This window comes from Maribacter sp. X9, from assembly GCF_048537565.1.
Lineage (GTDB): Bacteria > Bacteroidota > Bacteroidia > Flavobacteriales > Flavobacteriaceae > Maribacter.
Genome location: NZ_CP183215.1, coordinates 2,048,877 through 2,073,465, shown reverse-complemented (window position 1 = coordinate 2,073,465; position 24,589 = coordinate 2,048,877). Strand labels below are relative to the sequence as shown.

At 39.0% G+C, this 24,589-nt stretch carries 27 protein-coding genes; 13 read left to right on the top strand and 14 right to left on the bottom strand.

Features of this window, described 5'->3' with window-relative positions; genetic code table 11:
* Positions 1–50 precede the first annotated feature (50 nt).
* The 3 genes from ACNR9Q_RS08845 to ACNR9Q_RS08835 all read right to left on the bottom strand — a co-directional run bounded on the left by ACNR9Q_RS08845 (position 51) and on the right by ACNR9Q_RS08835 (position 4,278).
* Entirely contained in the window at positions 51–758 is a 708-nt protein-coding gene (locus ACNR9Q_RS08845; protein ID WP_419210857.1) for a hypothetical protein, read from the bottom strand.
* A gap of 281 nt (positions 759–1,039) precedes the next feature.
* A complete protein-coding gene (locus ACNR9Q_RS08840) occupies positions 1,040–3,541 on the bottom strand; it encodes an ABC transporter permease (protein WP_419214263.1) in 2,502 nt (833 codons plus the stop codon).
* A 47-nt stretch (positions 3,542–3,588) separates the two neighbouring features.
* Positions 3,589–4,278 carry an ABC transporter ATP-binding protein gene (locus tag ACNR9Q_RS08835; protein ID WP_419210856.1) on the bottom strand — a complete coding sequence of 230 codons (690 nt, stop codon included), beginning with the start codon at positions 4,276–4,278 and terminating at the stop codon, positions 3,589–3,591.
* A 62-nt stretch (positions 4,279–4,340) separates the two neighbouring features.
* Between ACNR9Q_RS08835 and ACNR9Q_RS08830 the strand changes: the two genes are divergently transcribed.
* Positions 4,341–5,087: an arylesterase gene (locus ACNR9Q_RS08830; RefSeq protein ID WP_419210855.1), complete on the top strand. Its 747-nt coding sequence runs from the start codon at positions 4,341–4,343 to the stop codon at positions 5,085–5,087.
* On the opposite strand, the gene ACNR9Q_RS08825 is transcribed toward ACNR9Q_RS08830, so the two are convergent.
* The 3 genes from ACNR9Q_RS08825 to ACNR9Q_RS08815 form a co-directional block, all read right to left on the bottom strand.
* Positions 5,084–5,323: a hypothetical protein gene (locus ACNR9Q_RS08825; protein ID WP_419210854.1), complete on the bottom strand. Its 240-nt coding sequence runs from the start codon at positions 5,321–5,323 to the stop codon at positions 5,084–5,086. The genes ACNR9Q_RS08830 and ACNR9Q_RS08825 overlap by 4 nt on opposite strands.
* A gap of 321 nt (positions 5,324–5,644) precedes the next feature.
* The gene (locus ACNR9Q_RS08820; RefSeq protein WP_419210853.1) at positions 5,645–5,881 is read right to left on the bottom strand and encodes a hypothetical protein; all 237 of its coding nucleotides are present in this window, start codon (positions 5,879–5,881) and stop codon (positions 5,645–5,647) included.
* A 167-nt stretch (positions 5,882–6,048) separates the two neighbouring features.
* Positions 6,049–6,747 carry a peptidoglycan DD-metalloendopeptidase family protein gene (locus ACNR9Q_RS08815; protein ID WP_419210852.1) on the bottom strand — a complete coding sequence of 233 codons (699 nt, stop codon included), beginning with the start codon at positions 6,745–6,747 and terminating at the stop codon, positions 6,049–6,051.
* Positions 6,748–6,844: 97 nt separating this feature from the next.
* Here ACNR9Q_RS08815 and msrA point away from each other — a divergent pair, with 97 nt between their 5' ends.
* From msrA to ACNR9Q_RS08790, 5 genes are all read left to right on the top strand, one after another.
* On the top strand, positions 6,845–7,543 hold the full coding sequence (gene msrA / locus ACNR9Q_RS08810) for a peptide-methionine (S)-S-oxide reductase MsrA (RefSeq protein WP_419210851.1): 699 nt from the start codon (positions 6,845–6,847) through the stop codon (positions 7,541–7,543).
* A 77-nt stretch (positions 7,544–7,620) separates the two neighbouring features.
* Entirely contained in the window at positions 7,621–9,000 is a 1,380-nt protein-coding gene (locus ACNR9Q_RS08805) for a 3-keto-disaccharide hydrolase (protein WP_419210850.1), read from the top strand.
* Positions 9,001–9,003: 3 nt separating this feature from the next.
* Entirely contained in the window at positions 9,004–10,332 is a 1,329-nt protein-coding gene (locus ACNR9Q_RS08800; protein ID WP_419210849.1) for a Gfo/Idh/MocA family oxidoreductase, read from the top strand.
* 366 nt (positions 10,333–10,698) lie between these two features.
* Positions 10,699–10,833 (top strand): hypothetical protein, encoded by a 135-nt coding sequence (locus ACNR9Q_RS08795; RefSeq protein WP_419210848.1) that lies wholly within the window; start codon positions 10,699–10,701, stop codon positions 10,831–10,833.
* Complete coding sequence (locus ACNR9Q_RS08790; protein WP_419210847.1) at positions 10,814–11,014, top strand: hypothetical protein; 201 nt, start codon at positions 10,814–10,816, stop codon at positions 11,012–11,014. Before ACNR9Q_RS08795 ends, ACNR9Q_RS08790 begins: the two co-directional genes overlap by 20 nt.
* 59 nt (positions 11,015–11,073) lie before the next feature.
* Here the strand turns inward: ACNR9Q_RS08790 and ACNR9Q_RS08785 are convergent, their stop codons facing one another.
* The 3 genes from ACNR9Q_RS08785 to ACNR9Q_RS08775 are packed head-to-tail and all read right to left on the bottom strand — an operon-like array spanning position 11,074 to position 13,589.
* On the bottom strand, positions 11,074–12,507 hold the full coding sequence (locus ACNR9Q_RS08785; protein ID WP_419214229.1) for a hypothetical protein: 1,434 nt from the start codon (positions 12,505–12,507) through the stop codon (positions 11,074–11,076).
* Complete coding sequence (locus ACNR9Q_RS08780; protein WP_419214228.1) at positions 12,479–13,063, bottom strand: hypothetical protein; 585 nt, start codon at positions 13,061–13,063, stop codon at positions 12,479–12,481. Before ACNR9Q_RS08780 ends, ACNR9Q_RS08785 begins: the two co-directional genes overlap by 29 nt.
* Positions 13,047–13,589, bottom strand: a complete 543-nt coding sequence (locus ACNR9Q_RS08775) for an RNA polymerase sigma factor (RefSeq protein ID WP_419214227.1) — start codon at positions 13,587–13,589, stop codon at positions 13,047–13,049. The genes ACNR9Q_RS08780 and ACNR9Q_RS08775 overlap by 17 nt, the downstream gene beginning before the upstream one ends.
* 105 nt (positions 13,590–13,694) lie before the next feature.
* Between ACNR9Q_RS08775 and ACNR9Q_RS08770 the strand changes: the two genes are divergently transcribed.
* The 5 genes from ACNR9Q_RS08770 to ACNR9Q_RS08750 all read left to right on the top strand — a co-directional run bounded on the left by ACNR9Q_RS08770 (position 13,695) and on the right by ACNR9Q_RS08750 (position 18,142).
* Entirely contained in the window at positions 13,695–14,603 is a 909-nt protein-coding gene (locus ACNR9Q_RS08770; RefSeq protein WP_419214226.1) for an aldose epimerase family protein, read from the top strand.
* Between the two features lie 30 nt (positions 14,604–14,633).
* On the top strand, positions 14,634–15,206 hold the full coding sequence (locus tag ACNR9Q_RS08765) for a DUF2911 domain-containing protein (protein ID WP_419214225.1): 573 nt from the start codon (positions 14,634–14,636) through the stop codon (positions 15,204–15,206).
* Between the two features lie 37 nt (positions 15,207–15,243).
* Positions 15,244–16,233, top strand: a complete 990-nt coding sequence (gene meaB / locus ACNR9Q_RS08760) for a methylmalonyl Co-A mutase-associated GTPase MeaB (RefSeq protein ID WP_419214224.1) — start codon at positions 15,244–15,246, stop codon at positions 16,231–16,233.
* A gap of 84 nt (positions 16,234–16,317) precedes the next feature.
* Positions 16,318–17,277 (top strand): glycosyltransferase family 2 protein, encoded by a 960-nt coding sequence (locus ACNR9Q_RS08755; RefSeq protein ID WP_419214223.1) that lies wholly within the window; start codon positions 16,318–16,320, stop codon positions 17,275–17,277.
* The gene (locus tag ACNR9Q_RS08750) at positions 17,261–18,142 is read left to right on the top strand and encodes a lysylphosphatidylglycerol synthase transmembrane domain-containing protein (RefSeq protein WP_419214222.1); all 882 of its coding nucleotides are present in this window, start codon (positions 17,261–17,263) and stop codon (positions 18,140–18,142) included. The genes ACNR9Q_RS08755 and ACNR9Q_RS08750 overlap by 17 nt, the downstream gene beginning before the upstream one ends.
* A 1-nt stretch (position 18,143) precedes the next feature.
* Here ACNR9Q_RS08750 and ACNR9Q_RS08745 read toward each other — a convergent pair whose 3' ends face one another.
* From ACNR9Q_RS08745 to ACNR9Q_RS08730, 4 genes are read right to left on the bottom strand one after another with little or no spacing between them, the layout of a single operon-like run.
* Positions 18,144–19,739, bottom strand: a complete 1,596-nt coding sequence (locus ACNR9Q_RS08745; protein ID WP_419214221.1) for an ArnT family glycosyltransferase — start codon at positions 19,737–19,739, stop codon at positions 18,144–18,146.
* 59 nt (positions 19,740–19,798) lie between these two features.
* Positions 19,799–20,368 carry a phosphatase PAP2 family protein gene (locus ACNR9Q_RS08740; protein ID WP_419214220.1) on the bottom strand — a complete coding sequence of 190 codons (570 nt, stop codon included), beginning with the start codon at positions 20,366–20,368 and terminating at the stop codon, positions 19,799–19,801.
* Positions 20,369–20,373: 5 nt separating this feature from the next.
* Entirely contained in the window at positions 20,374–20,601 is a 228-nt protein-coding gene (locus ACNR9Q_RS08735) for a hypothetical protein (protein ID WP_419214219.1), read from the bottom strand.
* Between the two features lie 55 nt (positions 20,602–20,656).
* Positions 20,657–22,024 carry an MATE family efflux transporter gene (locus tag ACNR9Q_RS08730; protein WP_419214218.1) on the bottom strand — a complete coding sequence of 456 codons (1,368 nt, stop codon included), beginning with the start codon at positions 22,022–22,024 and terminating at the stop codon, positions 20,657–20,659.
* Between the two features lie 351 nt (positions 22,025–22,375).
* Between ACNR9Q_RS08730 and ACNR9Q_RS08725 the strand changes: the two genes are divergently transcribed.
* Entirely contained in the window at positions 22,376–22,786 is a 411-nt protein-coding gene (locus ACNR9Q_RS08725) for a response regulator (protein WP_419214217.1), read from the top strand.
* Here the strand turns inward: ACNR9Q_RS08725 and mazG are convergent.
* Positions 22,783–23,559 (bottom strand): nucleoside triphosphate pyrophosphohydrolase, encoded by a 777-nt coding sequence (gene mazG / locus ACNR9Q_RS08720; RefSeq protein WP_419214216.1) that lies wholly within the window; start codon positions 23,557–23,559, stop codon positions 22,783–22,785. The two genes, ACNR9Q_RS08725 and mazG, sit on opposite strands and share 4 nt — an antisense overlap.
* A 95-nt stretch (positions 23,560–23,654) precedes the next feature.
* Here mazG and ACNR9Q_RS08715 point away from each other — a divergent pair, with 95 nt between their 5' ends.
* Positions 23,655–24,578 (top strand): TolB family protein, encoded by a 924-nt coding sequence (locus tag ACNR9Q_RS08715; protein ID WP_419214215.1) that lies wholly within the window; start codon positions 23,655–23,657, stop codon positions 24,576–24,578.
* Positions 24,579–24,589: the final 11 nt, after the last annotated feature.

Sequence of the window (24,589 nt, the reverse complement as noted above, 5' to 3'; positions counted from 1 at the left end):
ATTGTTAGTAGGCCATAACAAGCAATTAATTTACATGTTGCCATGAGCAGCTAATATTCTTCAGGGTATAAAATTTCTTCGTGTTCACATTTCATGCAAACTTGTTTTAATTTATCTTTTTCAAATTCTATAAATTCCATTTGTAAACTTCCACATTCAGAACAAGGTAATTCTTGGTCAAATCCTATATGCTTAAAAAATAAATTTTCAAGTAAGCTAATCGTTGAAGAAGTAAATAATAATGCAATTTTCGCGTCTGGATATTTTTTATTTTTTGAATGAACTATCATTGAATTATAACTCCATGCACTATCTACTAACTTTCGGGAATAATTTCTTAAATCCGAGTTTTGAGTACCAGGAATATAAAATTCTATAAAAGCGTTGGCTACACCTTTAAGGTCAGATTTTTTTAATTCTTTTTCGTTAATCAATTCAGGATTTCTTTCGCATAGTACTTTTGATAAATCAATTAAACTTTCCCTGCATAAAAGTCCAATAGACTGAAATTCTTCAGGTTCTAAATCAATCGAAAGTTTTTCTGAAGCCATGTTTAACTTCCTGCTTATTGATTTTAAATGACTAATGTCTAAAGGAATTTCATCAAGTATATGCTTAAAATCATTTTGATGCTTTTTGGTCAATCGTTGAGTAATTCCCATATGAAAAGAATAGGCTTCGTCTGCGGAAAAATAATGCTCTCTTTGGGTATATAAATTCATTGGTGAGTTTTCACCTTCGACTACAATATGCTTCATTTTCAGTTTTTACATTCCAAACGTTGACAGCAACATCTAAATCGGTAAAAGTTTCTTCACATTTAATATGCACAATTTCTTTTATATCATCAAATGATTTAAAATACTTTCTAATTTGATTTTCAGTTTCTATTCGATATTCTGGTGTCATTGTTTAACGATGAGTTGATTTTAATTGCACCTAACAGTTCTATATGGCCAATAACTATATACTTCTTAGAAAACCCTAAAATAGTAAAGTAACCCATTGAATAACAGCATACTTTAAAAAATAAGTTACTTTAATTCCCTTCTTTACGTAACACCTGTAACGGGGGACTGTTTAAAATACCACTACTGTTCAACAAACCAATACCCAAAACCAATAAGGTAATACCCGGTAAAACAACAACAAAGGGAACCCATGAGGGAACGAAGGGCGTATCGAATATAAAATAGGCCAACAAAAAACTACTGACCAAGGAAAGTAAAACCCCTACTCCACTTCCTAAAACACCCAAAAACAAATATTCCAACGCATTGATTTTTAAAATCTGTTTACTTTGAGCTCCTAGGGTTCGTAACAGCACACTTTCACGAATGCGTTGGTATTTACTATTTCTTACAGAACCTATTAATACGATGACTCCGGTAAGGATACTGAAAAAGGCCATAAAGGTGATGACCCAAGATATTTTGTCCAATATATTTTCTACCAAGGTAACCACCTGTCGTAAATCGATGATGGAGACATTGGGGAATTTACGTACCAGTTCACGTTGTAAATTGGCGGAGGATTTTTTATCAGGAGCGTTAGTAGTGAGTACATGAAACTGCGGCGCATTCTCCAACACTCCCGTCGGAAAGACAATCGAGAAATTAAGTTGCATTCGTGCCCAATCCACTTGCCTAATATTGCCTACAAAGGTGGTCATCGATTTTCCCTGTACATTGAATATGAGGGTGTCTCCTACGGTCACTAAGGCATCATTGGCCACATTATCGGCTAAAGAAATAGGAATGGCTCCCGCATTGGGGTCTACCTTTGGCATCCACTCCCCTTCCAATAGTTTTTCAGAACCGATCATCGAATCCCTATACGTAGTTCTAAATTCATGGCTTAAGATCCATTTATTCACTCGCGTAGTAGAATCTAAACGGATATCATTTACCGGACGATTCTTTATTTTTTCTAACCGCATGGTCACGATGGGAATGTTGTTGATGACCGGAAGACCTTTGGGTAAAATGGTATTGGCCACGTCTTCCCGCTGTTCGGTCTGTACATCAAAAAGTATTAAATTGGGACTTTTCTCATTGCTTTCAAAAGTGGCCTTGGCCAGTAAAAAATCCTTCGTAAAATATAAGGTACTGATTAAAAAAGTCCCAATACCAATGGCCAGAATAAGGACAACGGTTTGGTTATTTGGGCGGTACAAATTCAATAAACTTTGTCTGGCCGAAAAACTCCACGATTTTGGGAAGTAGCGTTTGATCAATCGCATAAAGGCAATGGAAACACCTGACAATATGGAAAAGGTAATCAGGATTCCCGCCACAAAACTGGCGGCAAATCCCCATCGGCCCAACAACCAATAGGCGAACAGGAATACAAAAAGTACAATGGCCGCAACCACCCAAATTTGATAAGGTCGGGACTTTTTTCCGGTATCTTCCTGCACCCTTAAGACTTGTAATGGCGAAACAAACCAAGTATTCACCAAAGGTGAAAGTGCAAACAAAACGGACATAGTAACGCCCAATAACAAGCCGACAAAAATAGATTGATACGAAGTCGAGATCTCCACTTCAAAGGGTAAAAACCCCTGTAAAATTAGTGGGAACGTTTGTTGCAAGAACAACCCGATAATGGTACCTATGAGTCCGCCCAGAAGACCCATCCCGGCAATTTGTAACAGGAATATGAAAAATGTCTGTTTACGGGTAGCGCCCAAGCATTTGAGAACGGCCACCGCTTTCAGCTTCTCCTTTATATAAATATGCACAGAACTGGCAATACCCACACAGCCTAACAATAAAGCGATAAACGCCACTAGGTTTAAAAACCGGCCTACATTTTCATACCGCCTTCCCAAACGCTGACTCGTATCTGTATGGGTATCCATATCCGCATTTTCAGCATCCAATAAGGGGTCTACCTTCTTATTAAGGGCCTTTAAATCCGCTTTTGTATTCTTAAAATAATAGTTGTATTCCAAACGGCTTCCCTTTTGTAGAAGACCACTTTCTTCCATGAACCGAAACGGAACAATAATGGGTGGTGCGGCCGTAGCTCCTATCCCCGTACTTCCGGGAGCAGTTATCAAAGAACCGATAATAGGAAAGGTAATGGTCCCCAATTTAACGCTATCACCAGGTTTCAAATTATATTGGAGCATAGCCGTGGCGTCTACCAAAGCCCCTCCTTTTTGTTGGTACTCCTGAGCCGCACTGGCAGGTTCGGTTTCCAATTCTCCATAAAAAGGAAAGTTGCCTTCAATACCGCGCACCTGAACTAATTTCGTGGCTAAACTTTTAGGAAAGGCTGCCATGGAGGCAAAACTGACTTCCTGGGCATCGGCACCACCTAAAGAATCCATTATTTGGATTACACGTTCATTGGCCGGCTGATTACTATCGATCAAAAAATCGGCACCCATCAAGGCTTTGGATTGCAGCCCTATGTTGTCGTTTAAATTATCACTGAACGATTGTATGGAGACTACGGCGGCTATGCCAAGGATAATCGAGGCCATGAACAATAGCAAACGTTTGCCGCTTGCCTTGCCATCGCGCCAAGCCATTTTCACCAACCAATTAAATCCTACTTTTGAAGTTCTTTGTGGGTTACTCAAGATATGGATGCGGTTTCATTAATTACTATTTTACCCCCTTTAAGTCGTAAAACGTGTTGATTCAGGTTTGCCAATTCAAGGTCATGGGTTATGATAACCAAGGTCGTTCCCATTTCTTTATTTAAATCGAACAACAATTTAATGACCTTCTCACCTGTTTCCTCGTCCAAATTACCAGTAGGTTCATCGGCAAACAATATTCGGGGCTTATTGGAAAAAGCCCTTGCCAAAGCGACCCGCTGTTGTTCACCGCCAGATAACTGAGAGGGATAGTGATCATGTCGATTGCCAAGACCTACTTTCTCCAATAATTCCATAGCATCTTTGCTGGCATGCGGTGCCCCCTGCAATTCCAAAGGCACACTTACGTTTTCCAACGCCGTTAACGTGGGCAATAATTGAAAATCCTGAAAAATAAAACCGACTTTTTCATTTCTTAAAAGTGCTCGTTGATCTTCGTTCAAAGTACCGATATCTTCTCCACATAAGGTAATACTACCTTCGTCTATCTGGTCCAAACCGGCGCAAAGGCCCAGTAAGGTGGTCTTTCCACTCCCGGAGGGTCCGACAATCGCAAAACTTGCCCCCTCGTCAATGGAAAAGGAAATATCATCCAACACCGTTAATTTCTTAGATCCACTTGTATACGTCTTCCTAAGGTTGCGTACGTTTAATATCTTTGTCATAAATCAATTTGCTACAAGCTAACAAAATAAGTAAATGATTTGAATTCTAATAAGATAAGGGTATGTTCAAAGTATTAAAGTTTCGTTATTTTTTATGGATATTGGTCTTGGTCGGGTGTGGTGAAAATCCAGAGAAAAAACAGAATGAATCCAATTCCAGCACTTCCAATATTTCTGAAAACGAGAAAATAGCGTCTGATACCAAAACGATTTTGTTCTATGGGAATAGTCTAACGGCAGCTTACGGATTAGATCCAAAAGAAGGATTTCCAAATTTGATTCAGCAGCGACTAGATTCGTTAGGCTTGAATTATAAAGTGATCAACTCAGGATTGAGTGGAGAGACGACCTCTGGCGGATTGAACCGTTTGGATTGGGTGCTGAACCAACCCGTAGATATTTTTGTGCTGGAACTGGGTGCAAACGATGGTCTACGAGGAATTCCCTTAAAGGAAAGTATGAACAACCTTCAAAAGATGATCGATATGGTAAAAGATAAAAATGAGGAGACACAGATTATCTTGGCCGGCATGCAGATTCCACCGAATATGGGTGCCGACTATACAACTCAATTTAGAGAAATGTACCCCAAACTTGCAGAAGCGAACGCTATTCATTTGATTCCATTCTTGTTAGAGGGTGTTGCCGGTATCCCATCATTAAACCAAGAAGATGGTATTCACCCAACGGCCGAAGCACAAAAAATTGTTATGGAAAATGTTTGGGAAATCTTGGCACCAAAGGTTTTACCTGCCAAAGAACCAGAAAATGAAGTATTGGACGCAGCAGCTATGGATGTAACGAATTAAGCCAATTGTATTCTTTTTGATCGAGGCCTGAACGATAAGGCCTGTTTAACCCTGCCATGTTTTACTTTAAAAAAACTTGCCGCTGTTTGGAACTTCTTGATCGGGGTTTCTGCCGGCTCTAAAGTAGGGGCTAGGGGCATGGTTAGGGTCTTTACTTTAGAGATCGACAATTTTTCCTGAGCTTGAGTAGAAGTACCCAAACAAACAACAAGTAATAAAAAAAGAATAATACGCATAATAAGTAGGTGATTTGGTTTGTAGATAACTGCTCGATTTCACGTTAGCGTACTAGTGTTTCGATGAAGTGTCACATTTTCACGACGAAAAGAAAGCTTTTCGATGTATCACCATTTTTTGTAGTCCTAATTCTTACACAAAGATTTTCCGATAATCGACAAAAACCAGCAGTTTATCGATTTAGTAAATATTTTCCTACACGAATATCTGAATTAGTAAATCTGATGGAGTTTACGGCGTTCAGCTTAATTATACCTAATGGGCAGTATACTAAAAAAATCAATGATTACTATTCTCATAAAAACCCACTTTGTAATCGATTATGCCATTTTAGGTTTGTCTGTCTTAGTCAGGAAATTCAGTTCCTTTTTGATCAAGGCATTTTTGAATTTGTACAAACGGGCAACTTCGGTAGCTTTATCAATTTTGAAGTTATAGGTAGTTTTAGCAACGATGGAAGTTGTAGTGGTCTCCACCTTAACATCGGTAGAAGTGTTTTGAGCTTGCGCAGTGAATCCTAAGAAGATGATGAAGATGATCGTTGCTATTGTTTTCATGACTTGCGTTTGTTACACTTATAGAACGCAATAGGCCTTGTTTCAATAGTTTGTGAATCGCTGAAAAACACGTTATACTCGTTACTTTGCATAAGCCCGGTTCAAGAGCAAAATATTGTCGGTAAACAGCCCTGCCCCCTAATTCAGCACAGCGAGAAAAGAGGTCGTTAATCGAGACCAGGGTATTTTAATTTTAGCAACAGGTTCGGGTCAGGGCAATTTTTTTGATAAAAAGTAAGTCGTTCTTGAGAACAGACCCCGGGATAATCCCCTTGGTTACCTTCTAAATCCTTAATAACCTGAAAATGTAGGTGAGGCGCATAGTTGACGTTGATATCAGGAGTACCTAAACGGCTTAAGCTCTGTCCTGCCTTGAATACCTTACCGATAAATAGTCCCTTTAACGAATCCAGGGAAAGATGTCCGTAAAGCGTATAAAAGATATGACTATCTAAAAAATGCTTTAAGATTATGGTGGGACCATAATCTCCCACAACATTATTATTCCGAAAACTATGCACCATTCCGTCCAAGGGGACATGAACCATAGTTCCCGAAACACACCAGTAATCGATTCCTAAATGAATATTACGAATTGGAACACCCAGATGTGTAAAATTCTTATGGTTCGCATACAGGTTACGATGTTCTAAATAGCCACCATACGCAACGTTGCCGTCCATTTTTTTCAATACGGTATCAATGTAGGATTGGCAACTCCGATAATCTGTAATATCATAGGCCTTTAAAGCCATATTCCGTTTAGATAAATCTAATGGCACATAAGTATTAAGAGGAATCGCACTATCTAAAATAGGAATCGGTTCGTTCGAATAGCTGAAAATAGTATATTCAAGTGCATCCATAGCTCAAAAATAATACATCCAATATCGCTGTTAACACTTTTTAACCCTTTTACACGTAAGGTCTTTGTAAATTACCTACATAATGTAAAAAATTGTTATGAAATATATGCAGATAACGCTTTTGGCCCTAGCGACCTTATTGACCACTAGCTGCGAGTCAACGGCCAAGAAGAATACAATCTCAGATAATACCTCCATTGAAGAGGAAGAAATCCAAGAACCAGTGAAACTAAGTCCTCAAGAATTAAGCAACTATGAGACCGCTTATTTTGCCAGTGGTTGTTTTTGGTGTGTAGAGGCTATTTTTGAAAGTGTAAGAGGTGTTAAGGAAGTTATTTCGGGTTATGCCGGAGGAAGCCAAAAAAATCCGACCTACGAACAAGTAGGTGCAGGTGCAACTGACCATGCAGAAGCCGTAGAAGTGTACTACGATCCCAAAGAAATTTCATTTACGCAATTGGTACAAGTATTCTTTGGTTCGCACGATCCAACAACCTTAAATAGGCAAGGTCCTGACCGCGGTAGGCAATACCGTTCCATCGCTTTTTATAAAAATGCGGAACAAAAGAAAATCATAGACACCTATATTCAGGCCTTAAAAGACCAAAAAATTTATGATGACGATCCCATTACTACAGAGGTTACACCTTTTACCGTATTTTACAAAGCGGAAGATTACCATCAAGATTATGAACGCAATAATCCTAACAATTCATACATCCGCAACGTATCTGTACCGCGACTAAATCGGTTTAAAGAAAACTTTGGGGACTATTTGAAGAAGAGTACCCATTAATGATCTCCCAAAAATTTACTATATTCAAGCGCCCTTACACGGGCGCTTTTCTTATACAATAATTTCAACTTAAATCAATGAAATCAAAAAACAAATTACTTCTAGTTACCGCTGTTCTATCTGCCTTGTTCAGCGGATGCAAACAAGAACCAAAAGACGATACCCCATGGGTTTCGTTATTCGACGGCGAAACCTTGAAGGGGTGGACACAACTTGGTGGCAAGGCCAAGTACACCGTTAGGGACAATTCCATCGTAGGCGCAACAGTACACAACACGCCTAATTCTTTTATGACCTCGGACAAAATGTACGGCGATTTCATATTGGAACTGGATTACAAGGTAGACTCCAGTATGAATTCTGGAATACAGATTAGAAGCAATAGTTTACCGTATTATATGGATGGTCGGGTCCACGGTTATCAAATAGAAATAGATCCATCTGACCGTGCCTGGAGCGCCGGTATCTACGATGAGGCGCGCAGAGGATGGCTGAACCCATTGACCGGTAATCCCGAAGCACAAAAGGCTTTCAAACAAAATGAGTGGAACCACTACCGGATCGAAGCGATCGGTGACACCTTAAAAACGTGGATCAACGATGTACCTGCCGCCTACCTTATCGATGATAAAACCGATAAGGGCTTTATAGGATTACAGGTTCATAGTATTTCCGATGAACAGCAAGAGGGTACCGAAATTATCTGGAAAGACATTAAGATCCTGACCGATAGCCTCTCAAAATATTCCAAAAAATCTCCATTACAACCCATTATCACTAAAAACGCCTTAGGTGCGGATGAAACCAAAAATGGATGGAAAATGTTGTGGGACGGCGAGACAACAGATGCTTGGCGCGGTGCCCGGTTAGATGAATTTCCTAACAAAGGATGGGAAATTAAAGATGGTGTATTGACCGTACTCTCCTCGGGTGGGGAAGAATCGGCCGCCGGTGGAGATATCGTCACCAAAGAACTATACGGTGATTTTGAATTGATGTTGGATTTTAAAATAACCGAAGGCGCGAACAGCGGTATCAAATATTACGTGGATACCGATCTGAACAAAGGCCCCGGTTCTTCCATAGGATTAGAATATCAGATTTTGGACGATAAAAGACATCCCGATGCAAAGCTAGGTAACCATGATGGTAGCCGCACGGTAGCCTCCCTTTATGATCTTATACAAGCGGATCCAAACAAACCGATGCATCCACCAGGGGAATGGAATACCGCGCATATCATTTCTAAGGACAATCACGTAGAACATTGGCTAAATGGCATGAAGGTGTTGGAATATGAGCGTAAAAGCGAGGACTACCGTAAATTGGTATCTGAAAGCAAGTACGCGAAATGGCCCAATTTTGGGGAATCGGACCGAGGCCATTTATTATTACAGGATCACGGAGATCGGGTATCCTTCAAGAACATTAAAATAAAACCAATCGAAACAAAATAAACCATGACAACGAGAAGAAATTTCATCAAAAAAACCTCGGCAGGCACTGCTGCCGTGACCTTGGGTAGTTTGGTTTTTCCAAGTAGTTCCTATGCCTCCATTCTAGGAGCCAATGACCATATCAACTGTGCCATCATCGGGGTACGCAGCAGGGCCAAGGCACATGTGAAAGCGATCCATCAAGATAAAAATGCCAAAATCATCTATTCTTGTGATGTAGATGATGTCATTTTAAAAGAGCACAATGAATGGTGCCAAAAAGAAATAGGGTATATTCCTAAGATAGAAAAAGATTTTAGAAAGGTGCTAGAAGATAAGGATGTTGATGCTGTCTTCATTGCAACCCCAGAACATTGGCATGCCCCTATGGCCATTTTGGCTCTACAGGCAGGTAAACATGTGTACGTTGAAAAACCGTGCAGCCATAATCCGTATGAGAACGTACTATTGGTCGAGGCTCAAAAAAAGTATGGAAAAAAAGTGCAGATGGGAAACCAACAACGCTCTGCCAAAACATCGATAATGGCAGTTAACGATATTAGAAACGGGATTATCGGCGATGTGTACAAAGGGGAAGCCTATTATTCCAACAACAGGGGGTCCATTGGTACGGGTAACGTGATCCAGGTTCCGAAAACCTTGGATTGGGAACTTTGGCAAGGTCCGGCCGTAAGAGAGGCGTATAAGGACAATGTGCACCCGTACAATTGGCATTGGTTCCGTAACTGGGGAACAGGGGAAATCCATAACAACGGAACGCACGAAATAGATATTTGCCGCTGGGCACTGGGTGTAGACCTGCCTGAAACCGTAACCTCTTTTGGTGGAAAGTACACTTATGATGACGATTGGGAGTTCGTCGACAACCAGCAGGTCACGTATACCTTTCCAGGTGATAAATTCTTGACTTGGACAGGGCATAGCCGTGGAATCATGAAACCTGATAGGCCGGGCCGTGGAAGTACGATTTATGGCAGTAAGGGATCTATCATGTTGGATCGTAATTTCTATCAGCTTTATGACTTACAGGGAAATCTCATCAAGGAGGAACTCGAAGGGGGCGCCAGTGAAACCACCAACACGCGAGGTGAGGGCTCATTGGACGTAAACCATATCCACAATTTCTTTGCAGGGGTAAGGGAAGACAAGAGCTTGAATTCCGATATCAAGGATGCAAGTGTTTCTACTATGTTATGCCACTTGGGGAACATGGCACAGGATGCAGGGGGAACCTTAAAAATAGATGTCACTACCGGTAAGGTAACCAACAATGAAAAAGCCATGGAATCATGGAAACGTACTTATGCCGAAGGTTGGGAACCTGTTATATAATTCGATTAATTAATTTCACCTAAACATTAAACGGAAAAAGAGAAACTAAGCGAAAATATCGAACAACTATTTAAGGACTATACTTCACCATATGAGTGAAGTATAGTCCTTTTTAATTTAGGATTAATCAAGAAGATAGTTCAGGAATAATAAGAACGATTTCATAATATACTACCTAAGATAAATACTCCATTAATTAATCTTAAATAGCTAGAAGCTATTAAGATGTCTTCTAGCCCTAGGTTGCATTCTTTTAACTTTTATGTCTTGTTCAACACAAATCAAAAAAGATGCTTTGATTAACAAAAATCTCTACATCGATGAGTTTCCTATGATTGATGAGAGGGCCGATGAAAATTTCTATTGATGAAGATACTTCTGGAGGGACTTCCTCATTATAACTATAATGCCTTTGCTTACTATGTCAACTTAAATGGAAATGTCATCGATTTAGGTGCCGATAAAAAACCTAAGTTCAATAATGACCACATCATCTCTTAATATAAAACCGACCGTGATATTACCGATGGGAATTGCACGTAAAAGTATTTCAAATCAATATAATAATAGGAAACCGACACCACCCATTACTTTAATTCCGAATAAAAAGTTCGCCTTGGAGTATACTAGTAATGATTATGGTCTAGACAAAATCATTATGCTTCGTTATTTGTGGCTGTAGAGGATGAAAATAAGGATAGATCGATGCGGATATTTTTGGGACATTGGTTATGAAAAAAATTAGTGGATCACCACTTCACTATAATCTGCCGTAATGATTAGAGAACGTTTGCTATTCTCATTTAAATAAAATCCTTTGTCGATGGTCGTATTTCCATTTTTAGTCCGTTCTAGGCTTAAAGAAGAAGGTACAGTTAAGGAAGATGAATTTCCTTTTATATAAACATCGGTTGCCACTTTGGGCAGCTGTAGGTTTAATTCACCGTTTTTTAAGCTGATATCCAACTCTTCAAAATTAGGTCCCACATTTACAATATGAACGGTGCCGAAATTATTTTTAACATATGCCCTTTTAAGCAATTTATCGATAGTAACATTAGAAGAGGTAGCCTGTAAATGTAACTGAACCACTTCAGACAAGGATACTTCGTCAGAATAGGAAGTGTTCAACTGACCGTAATTCCACTTTTGAACGACAACAGGCGTATAAGAAGCCAAGACATTCGTATCAAAACCGTCAATAGTGGTAGCCCAAAGGCTTGAATGCGAAAGATTCGCCTTCAAGTTTTTGGTATTCTCCGCTAATTTGACTTCACCATGCCGAACATCCATCTTTATACGGGTAGACTTGGGTAACTTAATTTTAATGGTCTTCTTTATTTTATAGTTTTTTTGTTCCCCATCTGAAGAAAAATAGAATACATTGGGCGAATTGATCAAACTGTCCTTTCTAAAAATCATAAGGTCATGCGTTAGCGTATCTCTTCTAGCAAAGTGCCGCAATCGCCGTTCTTCATGCTCTTTTAATTTCTCCTCTAAACGTTTGCTACGTTCTTCCATTTGCTTTGCCCGATGTTCTTCTTGCTCCTTAAGGCGTTCGGTCATTTCCTCGGTACGCTCCTCCATTTCAGCGGCCCATTCTTCTAAACGCTTTTGGTGCTCTTTGTCGAAACTCTTTTCAAAATTCTTCTGCCATTTTTTCATATACTTTTCACCATCTTTTCGGTAAGCTTCATAGTCAAATGTAAAACCCTTGGTTTGGGGAAGTGGAGGCATCTCTGGAAATGGTGCTATTTGAGGAACGTTTACGACGAAAGGAGCAATCTCTGGAATATCAATTTGCAAGTTGCTAAAATCAAAATTCAATAATGAATCATTAAGAATGAATGACCTATTATTTGTTGATTTGGAAGATATGGTAACTCTTTTACTATTACCAACGATTTCAATCGGTGTGTTTTTAAAGTAGGTATCCGACTCCTGTTTGGTAGCACCTTCCAAGGTTATGGTAGCCGTAATGGCCACCTCATTCTTATCCCATGTTTCAAATTCAATATCGGCATAACTGGTATTGATATCCAACACGGCATCTTCGGCAACATTAAAACGTTCTTGAAACGTTTTACTTTCCTTTTGGGAAAAAACCGAAGTGGCAACTAAAAAACCTAAGGCAATAATGAGTAGCTTAGATTGTATTTTTCTTGATCTGTTCATTTTTTGATGCTTTTAATTCGTTCAATTTCTTTTTTAATTTCTTTAATAACTGTAATCGTAATTGTAAATTCTCAATGAGTGCCGTAATGGTCTGGTCATTGGGGCCCAATTCCTTTAATTCCGAATTCAAACTGTTGTACTCTTCGTTCAAATTATTTAATTGCTCCATAAAGCTATCTACCAAATCTTTTGTCTCTGGGGACACCTCTAATTTGGAAAGCTCTAAATTGATGTTGGCCAGATAATAATTCTCCACCTTTTTTAAGTCAGGTGAAAGATCACCAAATGAAAAGTGCGGTTGTTTTCTATTAGTAGTATCACTATTCACGACCGTTGCATTTGTATGATTACTTTCATTGAAATGCAGGTATCCTAACCCCATACTTACTATTACCAGAACGGAGGCCGCTATTTTTAATAAGATGTATTTTGACTTCTTTTTTCTCGGCAATGCTTCTTCCAACTTGTTCAAAAAACGCTCTTCATGACCAGTAGTGAGCTGGTACTTTTTGTTTTCCCTATATTTTCTGAACATTTCCCTAAGATCCTGTTCCATATCCTTTTTCTTTTAAAAGTTCCTTTAAATGAGCTTTACCCCTTAAGAGTCTTGTTCTACAAGCTGTTTCCGATATATCCAAAACTTGTGCGATTTCCTGATGGTCATAACCTTCTATCAAATACATCATCACTACATATTTATACTTGCTTTCCAATACATCAATAGCATTTCTCACCTGCTCTATACTGATGGTAGAAGGTACATTCCAATCCTCATCTTCGACAAGCTGCAGATATCCTTCGTCCACCGAAATCATATGTTCTTTTTTCGATTTTAAAAAATCGATGCTTTTATTAATGACTATCCTTTTCAACCAAGCTCCAAAAGTGACCTCGCCCTCAAACTGATGAATTTTTTGAAACGCCTTTATAAACGATTCTTGCAAGACATCTTCAGCGTCATCTGCATTCTTCACAAAACGCATGGCGACACTGTACATACCATCACAGTATTTTTTGTACAATTTAAGTTGTGCAGATCGATCATTGACCTTACATTTTTCTACAACATCGCTTTGAAACATCGGTCGGTTAAACTTGATTTTAGATTGTTGTCATTTAAAGGACGATAGAAAAAAAAGGATGTTGCAAAAATCTTTATTTTTACGCTTACTTTTTAAATCACTCCTTTGAAACAAGTTACAATATCCAACACGTTTATGACCCTTATGGTACTTGATTATGGTGCCACGATACAAAAATTACTGCTCAAGGGAAAGGATGGAAGTTATACCAACGTAGTGGTAGGCTATAACCACCCAAGCAGATATCTCTTGGATGAGAATATTCTTGGGGCGAGTGTGGGCCGTTACGCAGGTAGAATTTCTAAAGGTGGGTTTGATTTGGACAGGGAAAAATTTTTCCTTCATCAGCAAGAAGGTGTACACCTTCATGGCGGTAAAGAAGGGTTTCATCAAAAGTTTTGGAATATTGAGGAGGTGAACACCAAAGAAAATCCACATGTAAAACTATCCTACAAGAGCAAGCATTTAGAAGAAGGCTATCCTGGAAACCTCACTGTTAACGTTACCTATAGATTAATGAGTAATGCATTACAGATCGTTTATGAAGGGGTTACTGACCGTAGTACAGTGGTGAACCTTACCAATCATTCATATTTTAAACTGGATAGCAACCCATATATAGATGACTGCGAGTTACAGCTTAATTGTCCCTATCTATTAGAAACGAAAGAAAATTTATTGCCCACGGGCGATATCATACCGGTTAGAAAAACTGAACTTGATTTTCTTCTTTCGAAGGAAATCGGGGTAAAGCGATTGGATACAGTGTTCATAAAAGATACAGGAAGTGAAAAAGTAGGTGAACTGCATTCAAACTTATCAGGTATTTCAATGAAAGTATATTCTAACCAACCTGCAGTAGTGGTTTATACCCCACCAGATTTTCCAGGCATTTGTTTTGAAAACCAGAATTACCCCGACGCTCCCAACCAACCCGATTTTCCTAATAGTATACTAAGACCGGGCGAGATTTATAACAACATTTCTATCTTTAAGTTCGATATAGAGCAATAGCTGAATTATAAACGTTTTAGATAGTCATACATGAAGTTGTTAAAAAGATTGTTAATAGGTATGCTCGTGCTAGCCGCGCTCTTTTACTTTGTAGCTATACCGTACCTACACAAAGAGACAAAAAAATTCAGTCCATCTAAAACTACCACCTTCGAATTAGGGGATGGTGAATTGGAGGTGGACTATTCTAGTCCAGCAAAAAAGGACAGAATTATATTTGGCGAATTAGTACCTTATGGTAAAATATGGCGCACCGGAGCAAATGAACCTACTACCTTTTTCACGAGCAAGGATATAAAGATTATTGATAAAACCCTTCCCTCAGGAACCTACTCTTTATGGACAATTCCCAACAAAGAAAGTTGGAAAGTAATCTTCAATACCGAAATACCCGACTGGGGCGTTACCCGTGTTAATGGAAACCAGACCACTCATAAAGCCAAACATGATTATTTAACCGTTGAGGTACCGGTAAGAAAACTGGACGAGCCTGTAGAGAATTTTTCAATTAATTTTGAAAAAGAAGACCAAAATCAAAAAGCCCAAGAGTACTTGACTTTAGCCTGGGACACCACTAAAATAAGGGTGCCCATTAGCGAATGATAACCATTGGCATTACAAAATAACCGAATACCGTTCTATGAATGTATACAACCGTACTACAACAGATATGATTCAGGGTATTTTCGCCAATGATGTTACCGTAGTGAGCCAGGCGATCACACTTATCGAAAGCACAAAGCCGTCACATAGAACCATTGCCAACGAGATTATTGAAAGCTGTCTCACAAAAGAGGTCGATACCCTAAGAATAGGAATAACAGGTGTTCCAGGAGCTGGTAAGAGTACATTCATAGCACAATTTGGCAAACTACTAACCGCACAGGGTAAAAGGGTTGCCGTACTCACCATAGACCCTTCTAGCAGTAGGACAAAAGGAAGCATTTTAGGCGATAAAACAAGAATGGGAGAACTGGTAAAAGACCCCAACGCCTACATACGCCCCTCACCTTCTGGTAGCTCACTTGGTGGCGTAACCAGAAAAACCCGTGAAAGCATTTCCATTCTTGAAGCGGCAGGTTACGACATCATCATTATTGAAACCATGGGTGTCGGCCAAAGTGAAACTGCTGTGCATAACATGGTCGATTTTTTTCTTCTGCTGAAACTGGCAGGAGCTGGTGATGAATTACAGGGAATAAAACGGGGAATCGTTGAAATGGCAGATGCCATTGTTATCAATAAAGCTGATGGAAACAATGTACAAAACGCGAAACTGGCGCAACTCGAACTTAAACGTGCCCTACATATGTTTCCTCCCAAGGAAAATGGCTGGTCTACCGAAATTTTGACCTGTTCCGCTTTAGAGAACATAGGCCTTGAGACTATTTGGCACTTAATAACCTCCTATAGTGAAACCATGAAAAAATCTGGTTTTTTTAAAAGTAACCGTAAGGAGCAAAATGAAAACTGGCTACTACAGTATTTGGAACAAGAGCTGTTGCTCGATTTTTATCGAAACCCTACAACAAAAAAAATGCTTCCCTTGTTAAAACAGGAAGTCATCAGTGGTAATATTTCCCCGTTTTCTGCAGCTGAAAAACTACTGGAAGCGTTACGAAAGAGCTAACCTCTGTTCCTGTTTCCTTTTGCTGGCAACCTTTTACTTCCGGATAAAAAACATAACTTTGTCGCTATTCCAAAAAAGAACCCAATGCAACCTGTTACCACTTCCCTACTCTCAGTCGTTGTGCCTTTGTACAACGAGGAAGACAATGTGACTCTATTGACACAAAAAATCCACGAAAGTTTGGAAGGCTATACCTATCAAATTATCTATATAGACGATTTTTCAACCGATGGCACTAAAAAAGTAGTAAAGGGATTAAAGGATGACAAAGTTCATCTAATAGAACTGAAAAAGAATTACGGCCAAAGTTTGGCCTTGGCGGCAGGATTGGACTATGCCGAAGGAGAATATATCATTACCATGGATGGAGACTTGCAAAACGACCCTTCAGATATCCCCGAAATGCTCACCTATGCGGTTAGCGGTGAATATGATGTGGTTACTGGAATACGGCAAAAAAGAAAGGATTCGCTTGTAAAAAAAATACCTTCTAAAATTGCTAATTTTTTAGTGAGACGGGTCACCAAACTTGACATTAAAGATAACGGTTGTGCTCTAAAAGTGTTTACTCGTGATATTGCGAAAGACTTGAATTTATACGGTGAAATGCACCGCTTCATTACTCTTCTTGCATTTTTAGAAGGCGGGCAGATCAAACAAGTCCCCGTAAAACATCATGCGCGCCATGCCGGTGTTTCCAAGTACGGTCTAGAGCGTGTATTCAAAGTGGTGGCAGACATGATGTTGCTACTTTTTATACGCAAATATTTTCAACGGCCGATCCACCTCTTCGGTATCTTCGGCTTTTTATTGATTCTATTGGGAGTCATTATCAATCTCTATCTCCTGATCGTTAAACTAGGTTTTGGGGAAGATATCGGTACCCGACCGCTACTAATGTTCGGGATGATGTTCATTCTTGCAGGTATTCAATTGTTCACGATCGGCATCGTAATGGAGTTACTGATCAGAACCTACTACGAATCACAAAAGAAGAGACCGTACCGCATTAAAAAAGTAAGTGTAGGTGGCCAAGTTCAATAAAAAAATAACCACCGGATTAAAAATTGTGATCAGTGCAGCACTGATTTATTTCATAATTACCAAAATCAATATTACAGAAATCAAGGGTATCTTGGTAAAGAGTAATCTCGTTTACCTCGGTTTAGCCACTGTTTTCTTTATAATCTCAAAGATTATAGCTGCTGTACGTTTGAACCTCTATTTTCATCAACTGCATATACCTTTGACCTTAACCAGTAACCTGAAACTCTATTTGCTGGGGATGTTTTACAACCTTTTTTTACCAGGAGGTATAGGCGGTGACGCGTACAAAGGGTATTTACTTAAAAAGAATTTCGAAGTATCCACAAAAAGGATTGTAAGTGTATTGGTCCTAGACCGCTTAACAGGCCTACTATTACTTTTTATTTATGCCTGTACCTTAGTATCCCTTTTAGAATTCGATGAACTACAAAGATATGTATGGCTTTTCGTAATAGCTATACCCTTATCGGTAGCTATCTTTTGGTTATTGAACCGAAAATTCTTTACATATGTACTATCCATTTTTTGGAAAACGCTAGTGTTTTCAGCAATTGTACAGTTTGCACAATTGCTCTGTATTTGGTTTATTTTAAGTGCTTTGAATATCGAATTGAACCAAGTGGCCTATCTCGTTATCTTTCTAGTGTCTTCTATTGTTGCCGTCGTGCCCCTTACACTAGGGGGCATAGGCAGTCGTGAAGTCACCTTTTTTTATGGTGCGGAATTATTGGGCCTGGACCAGAACATTTCGGTCGGTGTGAGTATCCTATTCTTTTTGATAACCGCACTAGTTTCCTTATCAGGAGTATGGTACCACTTCAAAAAAATAAAATTAGAGGTGATTGATAAGTGTGTAAACTAACTTAATACAAATGTAGTAAATGCATCTTGTTCGTAACTTTATTACGCGTATTCGGGTTTAAAAATTTCCCTTGAAGTCTGGTTATTCGAAATTGATCCACGGAGATTTCTTCATCCCAGTTAAACCCATCATTTTTTAGTTGGCTTACTTCCTCGTCCGAAGCATATACCCAAACATCGTTCTTAGATTTCAACTTTTCAGGGGTGGTTATTTGAACAGGATACTGGTTGTAAAAATCAATTGACCAAGTATGATCAGTTCCAATTTTATAAATATCATCCACTGGTATACCACGTTGTTTTATAATTTCAGCCATTGAGGAACCCCCTTGATATTTTAATAAATTCGGATAAAAGTGTACATTCAGAACTGCATTCAACAACACTGACGAGCACACCGATATGGTAATCAATCGCAAATATCTTCCTTCCTGCTTCATGGTGTAATAGCCCACAATAATTAGCACTACTACCAAGAAGAGATACGCTATTATTGTGTCTAGTTTAAAAACATAAAAGCTGATCAAAACTGAGGCAATAAACACAACTCCAAGGATAAAGTACTGACCGATCATTAACATTTGGGTAGTGCGCTTTTTATCGAAACGATAAAGGTCATAAAGATAAGAAGCAGTTAGTACCGCGAATAATGGAATTGTAATGTTGAGATAATGGGGTAACTTAAACTGAGCAAAACTAATAATGATGAAAATTAAAGTTATACCCCCCAAGGTCAGGAATTCATATTTGGGATGATAGGAGAACCTTAATTTAAAAAAGCTTTTCATCCTATTCCAATAGGCAGTTATACCTAGAATGGTCCAAGGGAGAAACACCCATAAAAACGTATGGAAAAAGAAAAAATAATCACTGCTATTCTTGCCGATACCTTCTCCGCTCAACCGCTCAAAACTTTGCTCCCAGAAAATAAAAAAGATTCCGCTGCGATTACTCCTGCCTCGGATCACTTTTTCGGGATGTAAATCGAATTGCACGTAATAAGCATACAGCATGGGACAAATAGTAATCCCAAAAACGAACAGGGCCACAAGTACTTTCCAGCTTAAAAAAGCCGTCCACTTTTTGGTATATAAGAGATGGCATAAGATAGGAAGACCGATTACCAATAAGGCGATCTGCCCTTTCGTTGAAAATGCGATACCGGCTGCAAAGGCTCCTAAAATAATTGCCCCTAGTTTTCTTTGCTCAATATATGTTGTAAGTTGCCAAATCGCCAAAATACTAAAACCGGTCAATACGGCATCGGTACGTACGTCGATAGCTCCCAAAACTATAGTCTGGGCGGTCATGAACACCAAAGCGGCGAGCTTTCCTACATGCTTATTGTACAATAGCCTCCCTAGCCCATAACAACTATAAGCAGCTAATAATGTGGATAAAATTCCTGGAACTCTATAGGCCCAATCGTGTATGCCGAAAATCTTGTAGGATAAAGCCGCCAACCAATAATGCATATGGGGTTTGTCCAAATATTCTTCCTGGCCTTTAAAAAGGCTAAAAAAATCATTCTCTTGAACCATGCGCATAGCCATGACCGAAAACTGAGCAGAATCGTTCTCAAATAATGTAACGAACATTCCTGCAGCGTAAACCAAAAAAATTAAAACAATTAAAAACCAATACCTTAGATTGGATATCATAGGGAAAATTTGCGAAGTGCAAATATAAATAACTTTACAAACAACCAGCCGAACAAAGAGCCAATTACTGCCCCGGTCAGAATATCTAGCGGAAAATGCACTCCAATATAAATGCGGCTATACGCTACTAGCGCAGCCCAAAATACTAAAAAAATACCTATTCCTTTAATGCTGGATTTTAACAGGGAGCCAAAGAAAACGGCAATGGCAAAAGCATTGGCCGCATGTGCAGAAAAATAACCATACCGACCCCCACAATAACTCTTGACCAATCGCATAAATGGTTCAACTTCTGGATCATGACAAGGTCTTAAACGTGCAACCCCATACTTGAAAAAATTACTTAATTGATCCGTGGCCGTAATCAACAATGCAATGGCAATCAATAAAAGAAAAGTTCTTTTTAAACCTAATTTTCGGTAGGATACGACCAGTAAAAAAATATAAAGTGGAAGAGCGCTGAATTTATGGGATATAAACAGAAATAGATTATCCCATTGCGGACTTCCCAATCCGTTGAGGTATAAAAATAATTCCTTATCTAATTGTAAAAGCTCTTGAAGCATAGTACCTAGTCTTCATACCTGGAAACCTCCCTATCATAAAATGCAGTGGCCGCCTCAATTAAATTCTCGGCCTCATCTTCCAATTCTTTTTCATCTTCCTTCGAAAATTCTTCAAGCCATTCCACTTCATCATCTTCAAGATTGATGATAAACCTGGGAAATTCAGTGTGAATCACAAAAATAGCGGTTGGATAATCTGTGTTATCGCCCAATAAAAATTTTGGAAACTCCATACGTATTATACTCTATTTGGTTGAACTTTTGCCTAAATCAACGAAATACGTTCCGCTAACCGGCAATCAGTTTTTTAGTTAAATAATTGAATCGAAGATACAACATAATGGCCGATGCCGTAAGACCGGTCAACAAACCGATCCAGATCCCGGTACTCTCTAAATCTGTATAAAGACCCAGGTAAAAACTAATGGGAAATCCTATCAGCCAATAAGCTATAAAGGTAATTATTGTAGGTATTTTAACGTCTTGCAAACCACGTAAAGCTCCTAGAACCACTACTTGTATACCATCTGATATTTGAAAAAACGCGGCCACCAGCAATAGTTCAGCAGCAATGACCAGAACCTCTGTATTATCTATAAAATTTGCCATATCGCTGACATCAAGATACAAGGACGGAAACCAATGTCTTCCTAAAAGGAAGAGAATTGCAAAGAAAATTTCCAACAAAAAGGTAAGAAAAAAGATGGATTGTGCCACCCGCCTTAACTCAGTGAAATTTCGTATGCCTTTTTGATTGCCCACCCGTATCATGGCCGCTACACCCAGACCCATACCGAACATAAAGGTCATGCTACTCAAATTCAACGCAATCTGATTGGCCGCTTGAGAGTTCTTTCCCAATACCCCACTTAACCAAACAGCCGATGTAAATATTGCGACCTCAAAAAACATTTGTAAGGCCGATGGAAAACCAAGCTCAATGATTTTTTTCATTACGCTTTTCTCAATTTTAGCAAAATTGAATCCGGTTACGTAGTATCTGAATTTTTCCTTTTTCTTCAGTATGAACCATAGATAAAATACCATCATAAATCTAGAAACAAGCGTACCGATGGCCGCACCTACAATACCCAATTGCGGAAATCCTAAATTCCCGAAAATCAGTAAATAATTCAATACGATATTGACAATATTTGCCATAATCGTAGCATACATTGGGTATTTGGTCTGCGACAGTCCCTCCGAAAACTGCTTAAAGGCTTGAAATACAATCAACGGCACCAGCGAAAAGGCCACCAAATCTAAATAAGGCATTGCCAAGGCAACTACCTCAACCGGTTGGCTCATCAAACTCATAAGCGGTTTGGCCAGCAAAATCAGACAAAATAGAACAAGCCCTAATACTGTGCACAAAACCAGACCATGTTTCAAGGCACTTTTCCCATCTTTTTGATTGCCCGCTCCGTCCGCTTCGGCAACCAAAGGGGTTATGGCCGTAGAAAAACCTATTCCAAGTGACATCGCAATGAACACAAAACTATTCCCCAATGATACTGCAGCCAATTCTGCCGTACCCAATTGGCCGACCATAATATTATCTGCCAACTGCACAAAGGTATGCCCCAACATACCAAGAATTACGGGCACCGAGAGTTTTATGTTGTATCTGAATTCTTTTGTGTAGTTCTGTAACAAACCGTTTTTAAATTTTTGGCAAAGGTACTTCTAAATAGGGGATTTTTTGGAACGGACAAGCATCATTAATACATAAGAACACTCATTATTCAATGCTACTTATAGGCTTGTTTTGAAACTTCTAAATTGTTCAAATAACGATTGAATTGAAAATCGAATTTCTCCTATACACGACTATTGAACAAGAGGCAGAAAGATTAGGGTTAACACGCTTTTCAAAGCTTCAACCATTGCACAAGCCACGAGTTTTTTTATCCTGTTAAAAAAAATGAATCTATCGAAGGCACTAATAGTGCAAAACAAACGTTAACATGTAGGCTCCCCAAACATAACCTTTACTAAACCAAACTAATGAAAGAAAAATTGGTAGTCTGGCTCATAGATGATGATGATATTTCTAAATACGTAATGAAAAGAAAGTTGAAAGAATTATCCATTAAAAATGTTGTAGATTTTCCAGATTCTGTGGAACCATTAGAAATTTTACATAAAAGTTCTTGCGATTTAAAAATACTACCAGATCTCATTCTACTGGACATTAACATGCCCCTAATTGACGGATTTCAATTTTTAGATACCTACAGAGGCATTAAGCACAAAGTTAAAAAAGACATTCCTATTTATATGTTATCCTCTTCTCTGAATCCTAATGATGAGTTGCGTGCAAAATCGTTCCCAGAGGTTTTGGACTACCACATAAAACCTGTAGCATTTGAGGCACTACAACAAATGATCGAAACTGTGGTTCAGGAGCAAGTCTAATCTTTGGTTTTTGCTTCGTTCCAATAGACATCCATTTCTGATAGGGTCATGTCTTTCAACGGCTTCCCTAATTGTTTAGATTTCCCCTCTAAAAACTGAAACCGTTTTGTAAATTTTTTATTGGTACGTTCTAATGCATTCTCTGGATTTACACCAAGGAATCTGGCATAGTTGATCATTGAAAAAAACACATCTCCGAATTCTGATTCAATTTTTTCCACATTACCGGCAGTTACTTCTGCTTGTAGTTCTCCCAATTCCTCTTGCACTTTTTCAAAAACCTGTTCTGGTTTTTCCCAATCAAAACCTACTCCCGAAACCTTATCCTGAATCCTATTAGCCTTTACCAAAGCAGGTAAACTTCTAGGAACTCCCTCCAATACACTATTTTTCCCTTCTTTCAGTTTTATCTGTTCCCAGTTCTGTTTTACTTCCTCTTCATTTGCGACTTTTACATCCCCATAAATATGGGGGTGCCTATTGATCAATTTGTCACAGATGGCATTCGATACATCGGCAATATCAAAATCGCCGGTTTCAGAACCAATTTTCGCATAAAAAACAATGTGCAGCAAAACATCACCAAGTTCCATTTTAACCTCATTAAGATCATTGTCCAAAATGGCATCACCAAGTTCATAAGTTTCTTCAATAGTCAAGTGACGCAGGGTCTGCATAGTCTGTTTTTGGTCCCACGGGCATTGTTCACGCAGCTCGTCCATTATGGTCAATAGTCTATCAAAAGCTTTTAATTGGTCTGCCCTGCTATTCATGAATCGTGTTTTATGCAAAAGTACATATCCCGCTTAGGAAGCACTAAAATTCCTCCTAAGTTTTTGTACATTTAGAAAGCACTATAAAAACGAACATGAAATTTTTCACACTTTGCCGTCACTATCTATTTCTATTCCTTTTGTTCAATACTATTCTTTTTGCACAAGAAGACCGAACAGAACAATTACTTGAAAGCCGTCTTGAAGTAATCAATATCAACACTTTGGAACGAGAAGTTATTTTTCGCACCAATAATCATATTGAAGCTCCCAATTGGTCACGTGACGGAAATTTTCTAATTTATAACAGCAAAGGATCCCTCTACAAATTAATACTGGGAGAAAAGCAACCTCAGCAAATACCTACGGGTTTTGCGGAAAGAATCAATAATGACCACGGTATCTCACCAGATGGAAACACTTTAGTCATAAGTGACCAAACTGAAACCGGCACCTCCTTAATGTATACCTTACCTATAGAAGGAGGAACTCCTAAAAAAATCACCCCAATCGGACCTTCCTATTGGCATGGCTGGTCACCAGACGGCACTACCCTCACCTACTGTGCAGAGCGAAATGGAAATTATGATATTTATAGTATTCCTGTGGATGGAGGGGAAGAAATAAGGCTTACCACGGCCGAAGGATTGGATGACGGGCCTGATTATACTCCGGATGGCTCTACAATTTATTTCAATTCAGAACGCACCGGCACCATGCAAATATGGCGTATGGATGCCAAAGGTGAAAATCAAGAACAACTAACCTATGACGCTTATAACGACTGGTTTGCCCACCCCTCCCCAGATGGTAAGCTTTTGGTTTTCATCTCATTTAATACGGATGTTCCTTCAGGGTTACATCCACCAAATAAAGAGGTAAAATTGAGATTGATGGATCTCGAAACCAAAGAAATCAAAACCTTGGCCAACCTTTTTGGAGGTCAAGGTACTATCAACGTTCCGTCTTGGTCACCAGATTCGAAAAAACTAGCCTTTGTCAGCTATAAATTAAACTAAAAAATCAGAGA

Excerpts from the sequence above, each read along its gene's own strand:
- ACNR9Q_RS08800 (WP_419210849.1), top strand. The coding sequence starts at position 9,004 with ATGACAACGAGAAGAAATTTCATCAAAAAAACCTCGGCAGGCACTGCT.
- ACNR9Q_RS08715 (WP_419214215.1), top strand. The coding sequence starts at position 23,655 with ATGAAATTTTTCACACTTTGCCGTCACTATCTATTTCTATTCCTTTTG.
- ACNR9Q_RS08755 (WP_419214223.1), top strand. The coding sequence starts at position 16,318 with ATGCAACCTGTTACCACTTCCCTACTCTCAGTCGTTGTGCCTTTGTAC.
- ACNR9Q_RS08845 (WP_419210857.1), bottom strand. The coding sequence starts at position 758 with ATGAAGCATATTGTAGTCGAAGGTGAAAACTCACCAATGAATTTATAT.
- ACNR9Q_RS08805 (WP_419210850.1), top strand. The coding sequence starts at position 7,621 with ATGAAATCAAAAAACAAATTACTTCTAGTTACCGCTGTTCTATCTGCC.
- ACNR9Q_RS08785 (WP_419214229.1), bottom strand. The coding sequence starts at position 12,507 with ATGAACAGATCAAGAAAAATACAATCTAAGCTACTCATTATTGCCTTA.
- ACNR9Q_RS08830 (WP_419210855.1), top strand. The coding sequence starts at position 4,341 with ATGTTCAAAGTATTAAAGTTTCGTTATTTTTTATGGATATTGGTCTTG.
- ACNR9Q_RS08825 (WP_419210854.1), bottom strand. The coding sequence starts at position 5,323 with ATGCGTATTATTCTTTTTTTATTACTTGTTGTTTGTTTGGGTACTTCT.
- mazG (WP_419214216.1), bottom strand. The coding sequence starts at position 23,559 with ATGAATAGCAGGGCAGACCAATTAAAAGCTTTTGATAGACTATTGACC.
- ACNR9Q_RS08795 (WP_419210848.1), top strand. The coding sequence starts at position 10,699 with ATGAAGATACTTCTGGAGGGACTTCCTCATTATAACTATAATGCCTTT.
- ACNR9Q_RS08775 (WP_419214227.1), bottom strand. The coding sequence starts at position 13,589 with ATGTTTCAAAGCGATGTTGTAGAAAAATGTAAGGTCAATGATCGATCT.
- ACNR9Q_RS08740 (WP_419214220.1), bottom strand. The coding sequence starts at position 20,368 with ATGCTTCAAGAGCTTTTACAATTAGATAAGGAATTATTTTTATACCTC.
- ACNR9Q_RS08745 (WP_419214221.1), bottom strand. The coding sequence starts at position 19,739 with ATGTTCGTTACATTATTTGAGAACGATTCTGCTCAGTTTTCGGTCATG.
- ACNR9Q_RS08725 (WP_419214217.1), top strand. The coding sequence starts at position 22,376 with ATGAAAGAAAAATTGGTAGTCTGGCTCATAGATGATGATGATATTTCT.
- ACNR9Q_RS08790 (WP_419210847.1), top strand. The coding sequence starts at position 10,814 with ATGACCACATCATCTCTTAATATAAAACCGACCGTGATATTACCGATG.
- ACNR9Q_RS08815 (WP_419210852.1), bottom strand. The coding sequence starts at position 6,747 with ATGGATGCACTTGAATATACTATTTTCAGCTATTCGAACGAACCGATT.
- ACNR9Q_RS08765 (WP_419214225.1), top strand. The coding sequence starts at position 14,634 with ATGAAGTTGTTAAAAAGATTGTTAATAGGTATGCTCGTGCTAGCCGCG.
- meaB (WP_419214224.1), top strand. The coding sequence starts at position 15,244 with ATGAATGTATACAACCGTACTACAACAGATATGATTCAGGGTATTTTC.
- ACNR9Q_RS08780 (WP_419214228.1), bottom strand. The coding sequence starts at position 13,063 with ATGGAACAGGATCTTAGGGAAATGTTCAGAAAATATAGGGAAAACAAA.
- ACNR9Q_RS08835 (WP_419210856.1), bottom strand. The coding sequence starts at position 4,278 with ATGACAAAGATATTAAACGTACGCAACCTTAGGAAGACGTATACAAGT.
- ACNR9Q_RS08840 (WP_419214263.1), bottom strand. The coding sequence starts at position 3,541 with ATGGCTTGGCGCGATGGCAAGGCAAGCGGCAAACGTTTGCTATTGTTC.
- msrA (WP_419210851.1), top strand. The coding sequence starts at position 6,845 with ATGAAATATATGCAGATAACGCTTTTGGCCCTAGCGACCTTATTGACC.
- ACNR9Q_RS08820 (WP_419210853.1), bottom strand. The coding sequence starts at position 5,881 with ATGAAAACAATAGCAACGATCATCTTCATCATCTTCTTAGGATTCACT.
- ACNR9Q_RS08735 (WP_419214219.1), bottom strand. The coding sequence starts at position 20,601 with ATGGAGTTTCCAAAATTTTTATTGGGCGATAACACAGATTATCCAACC.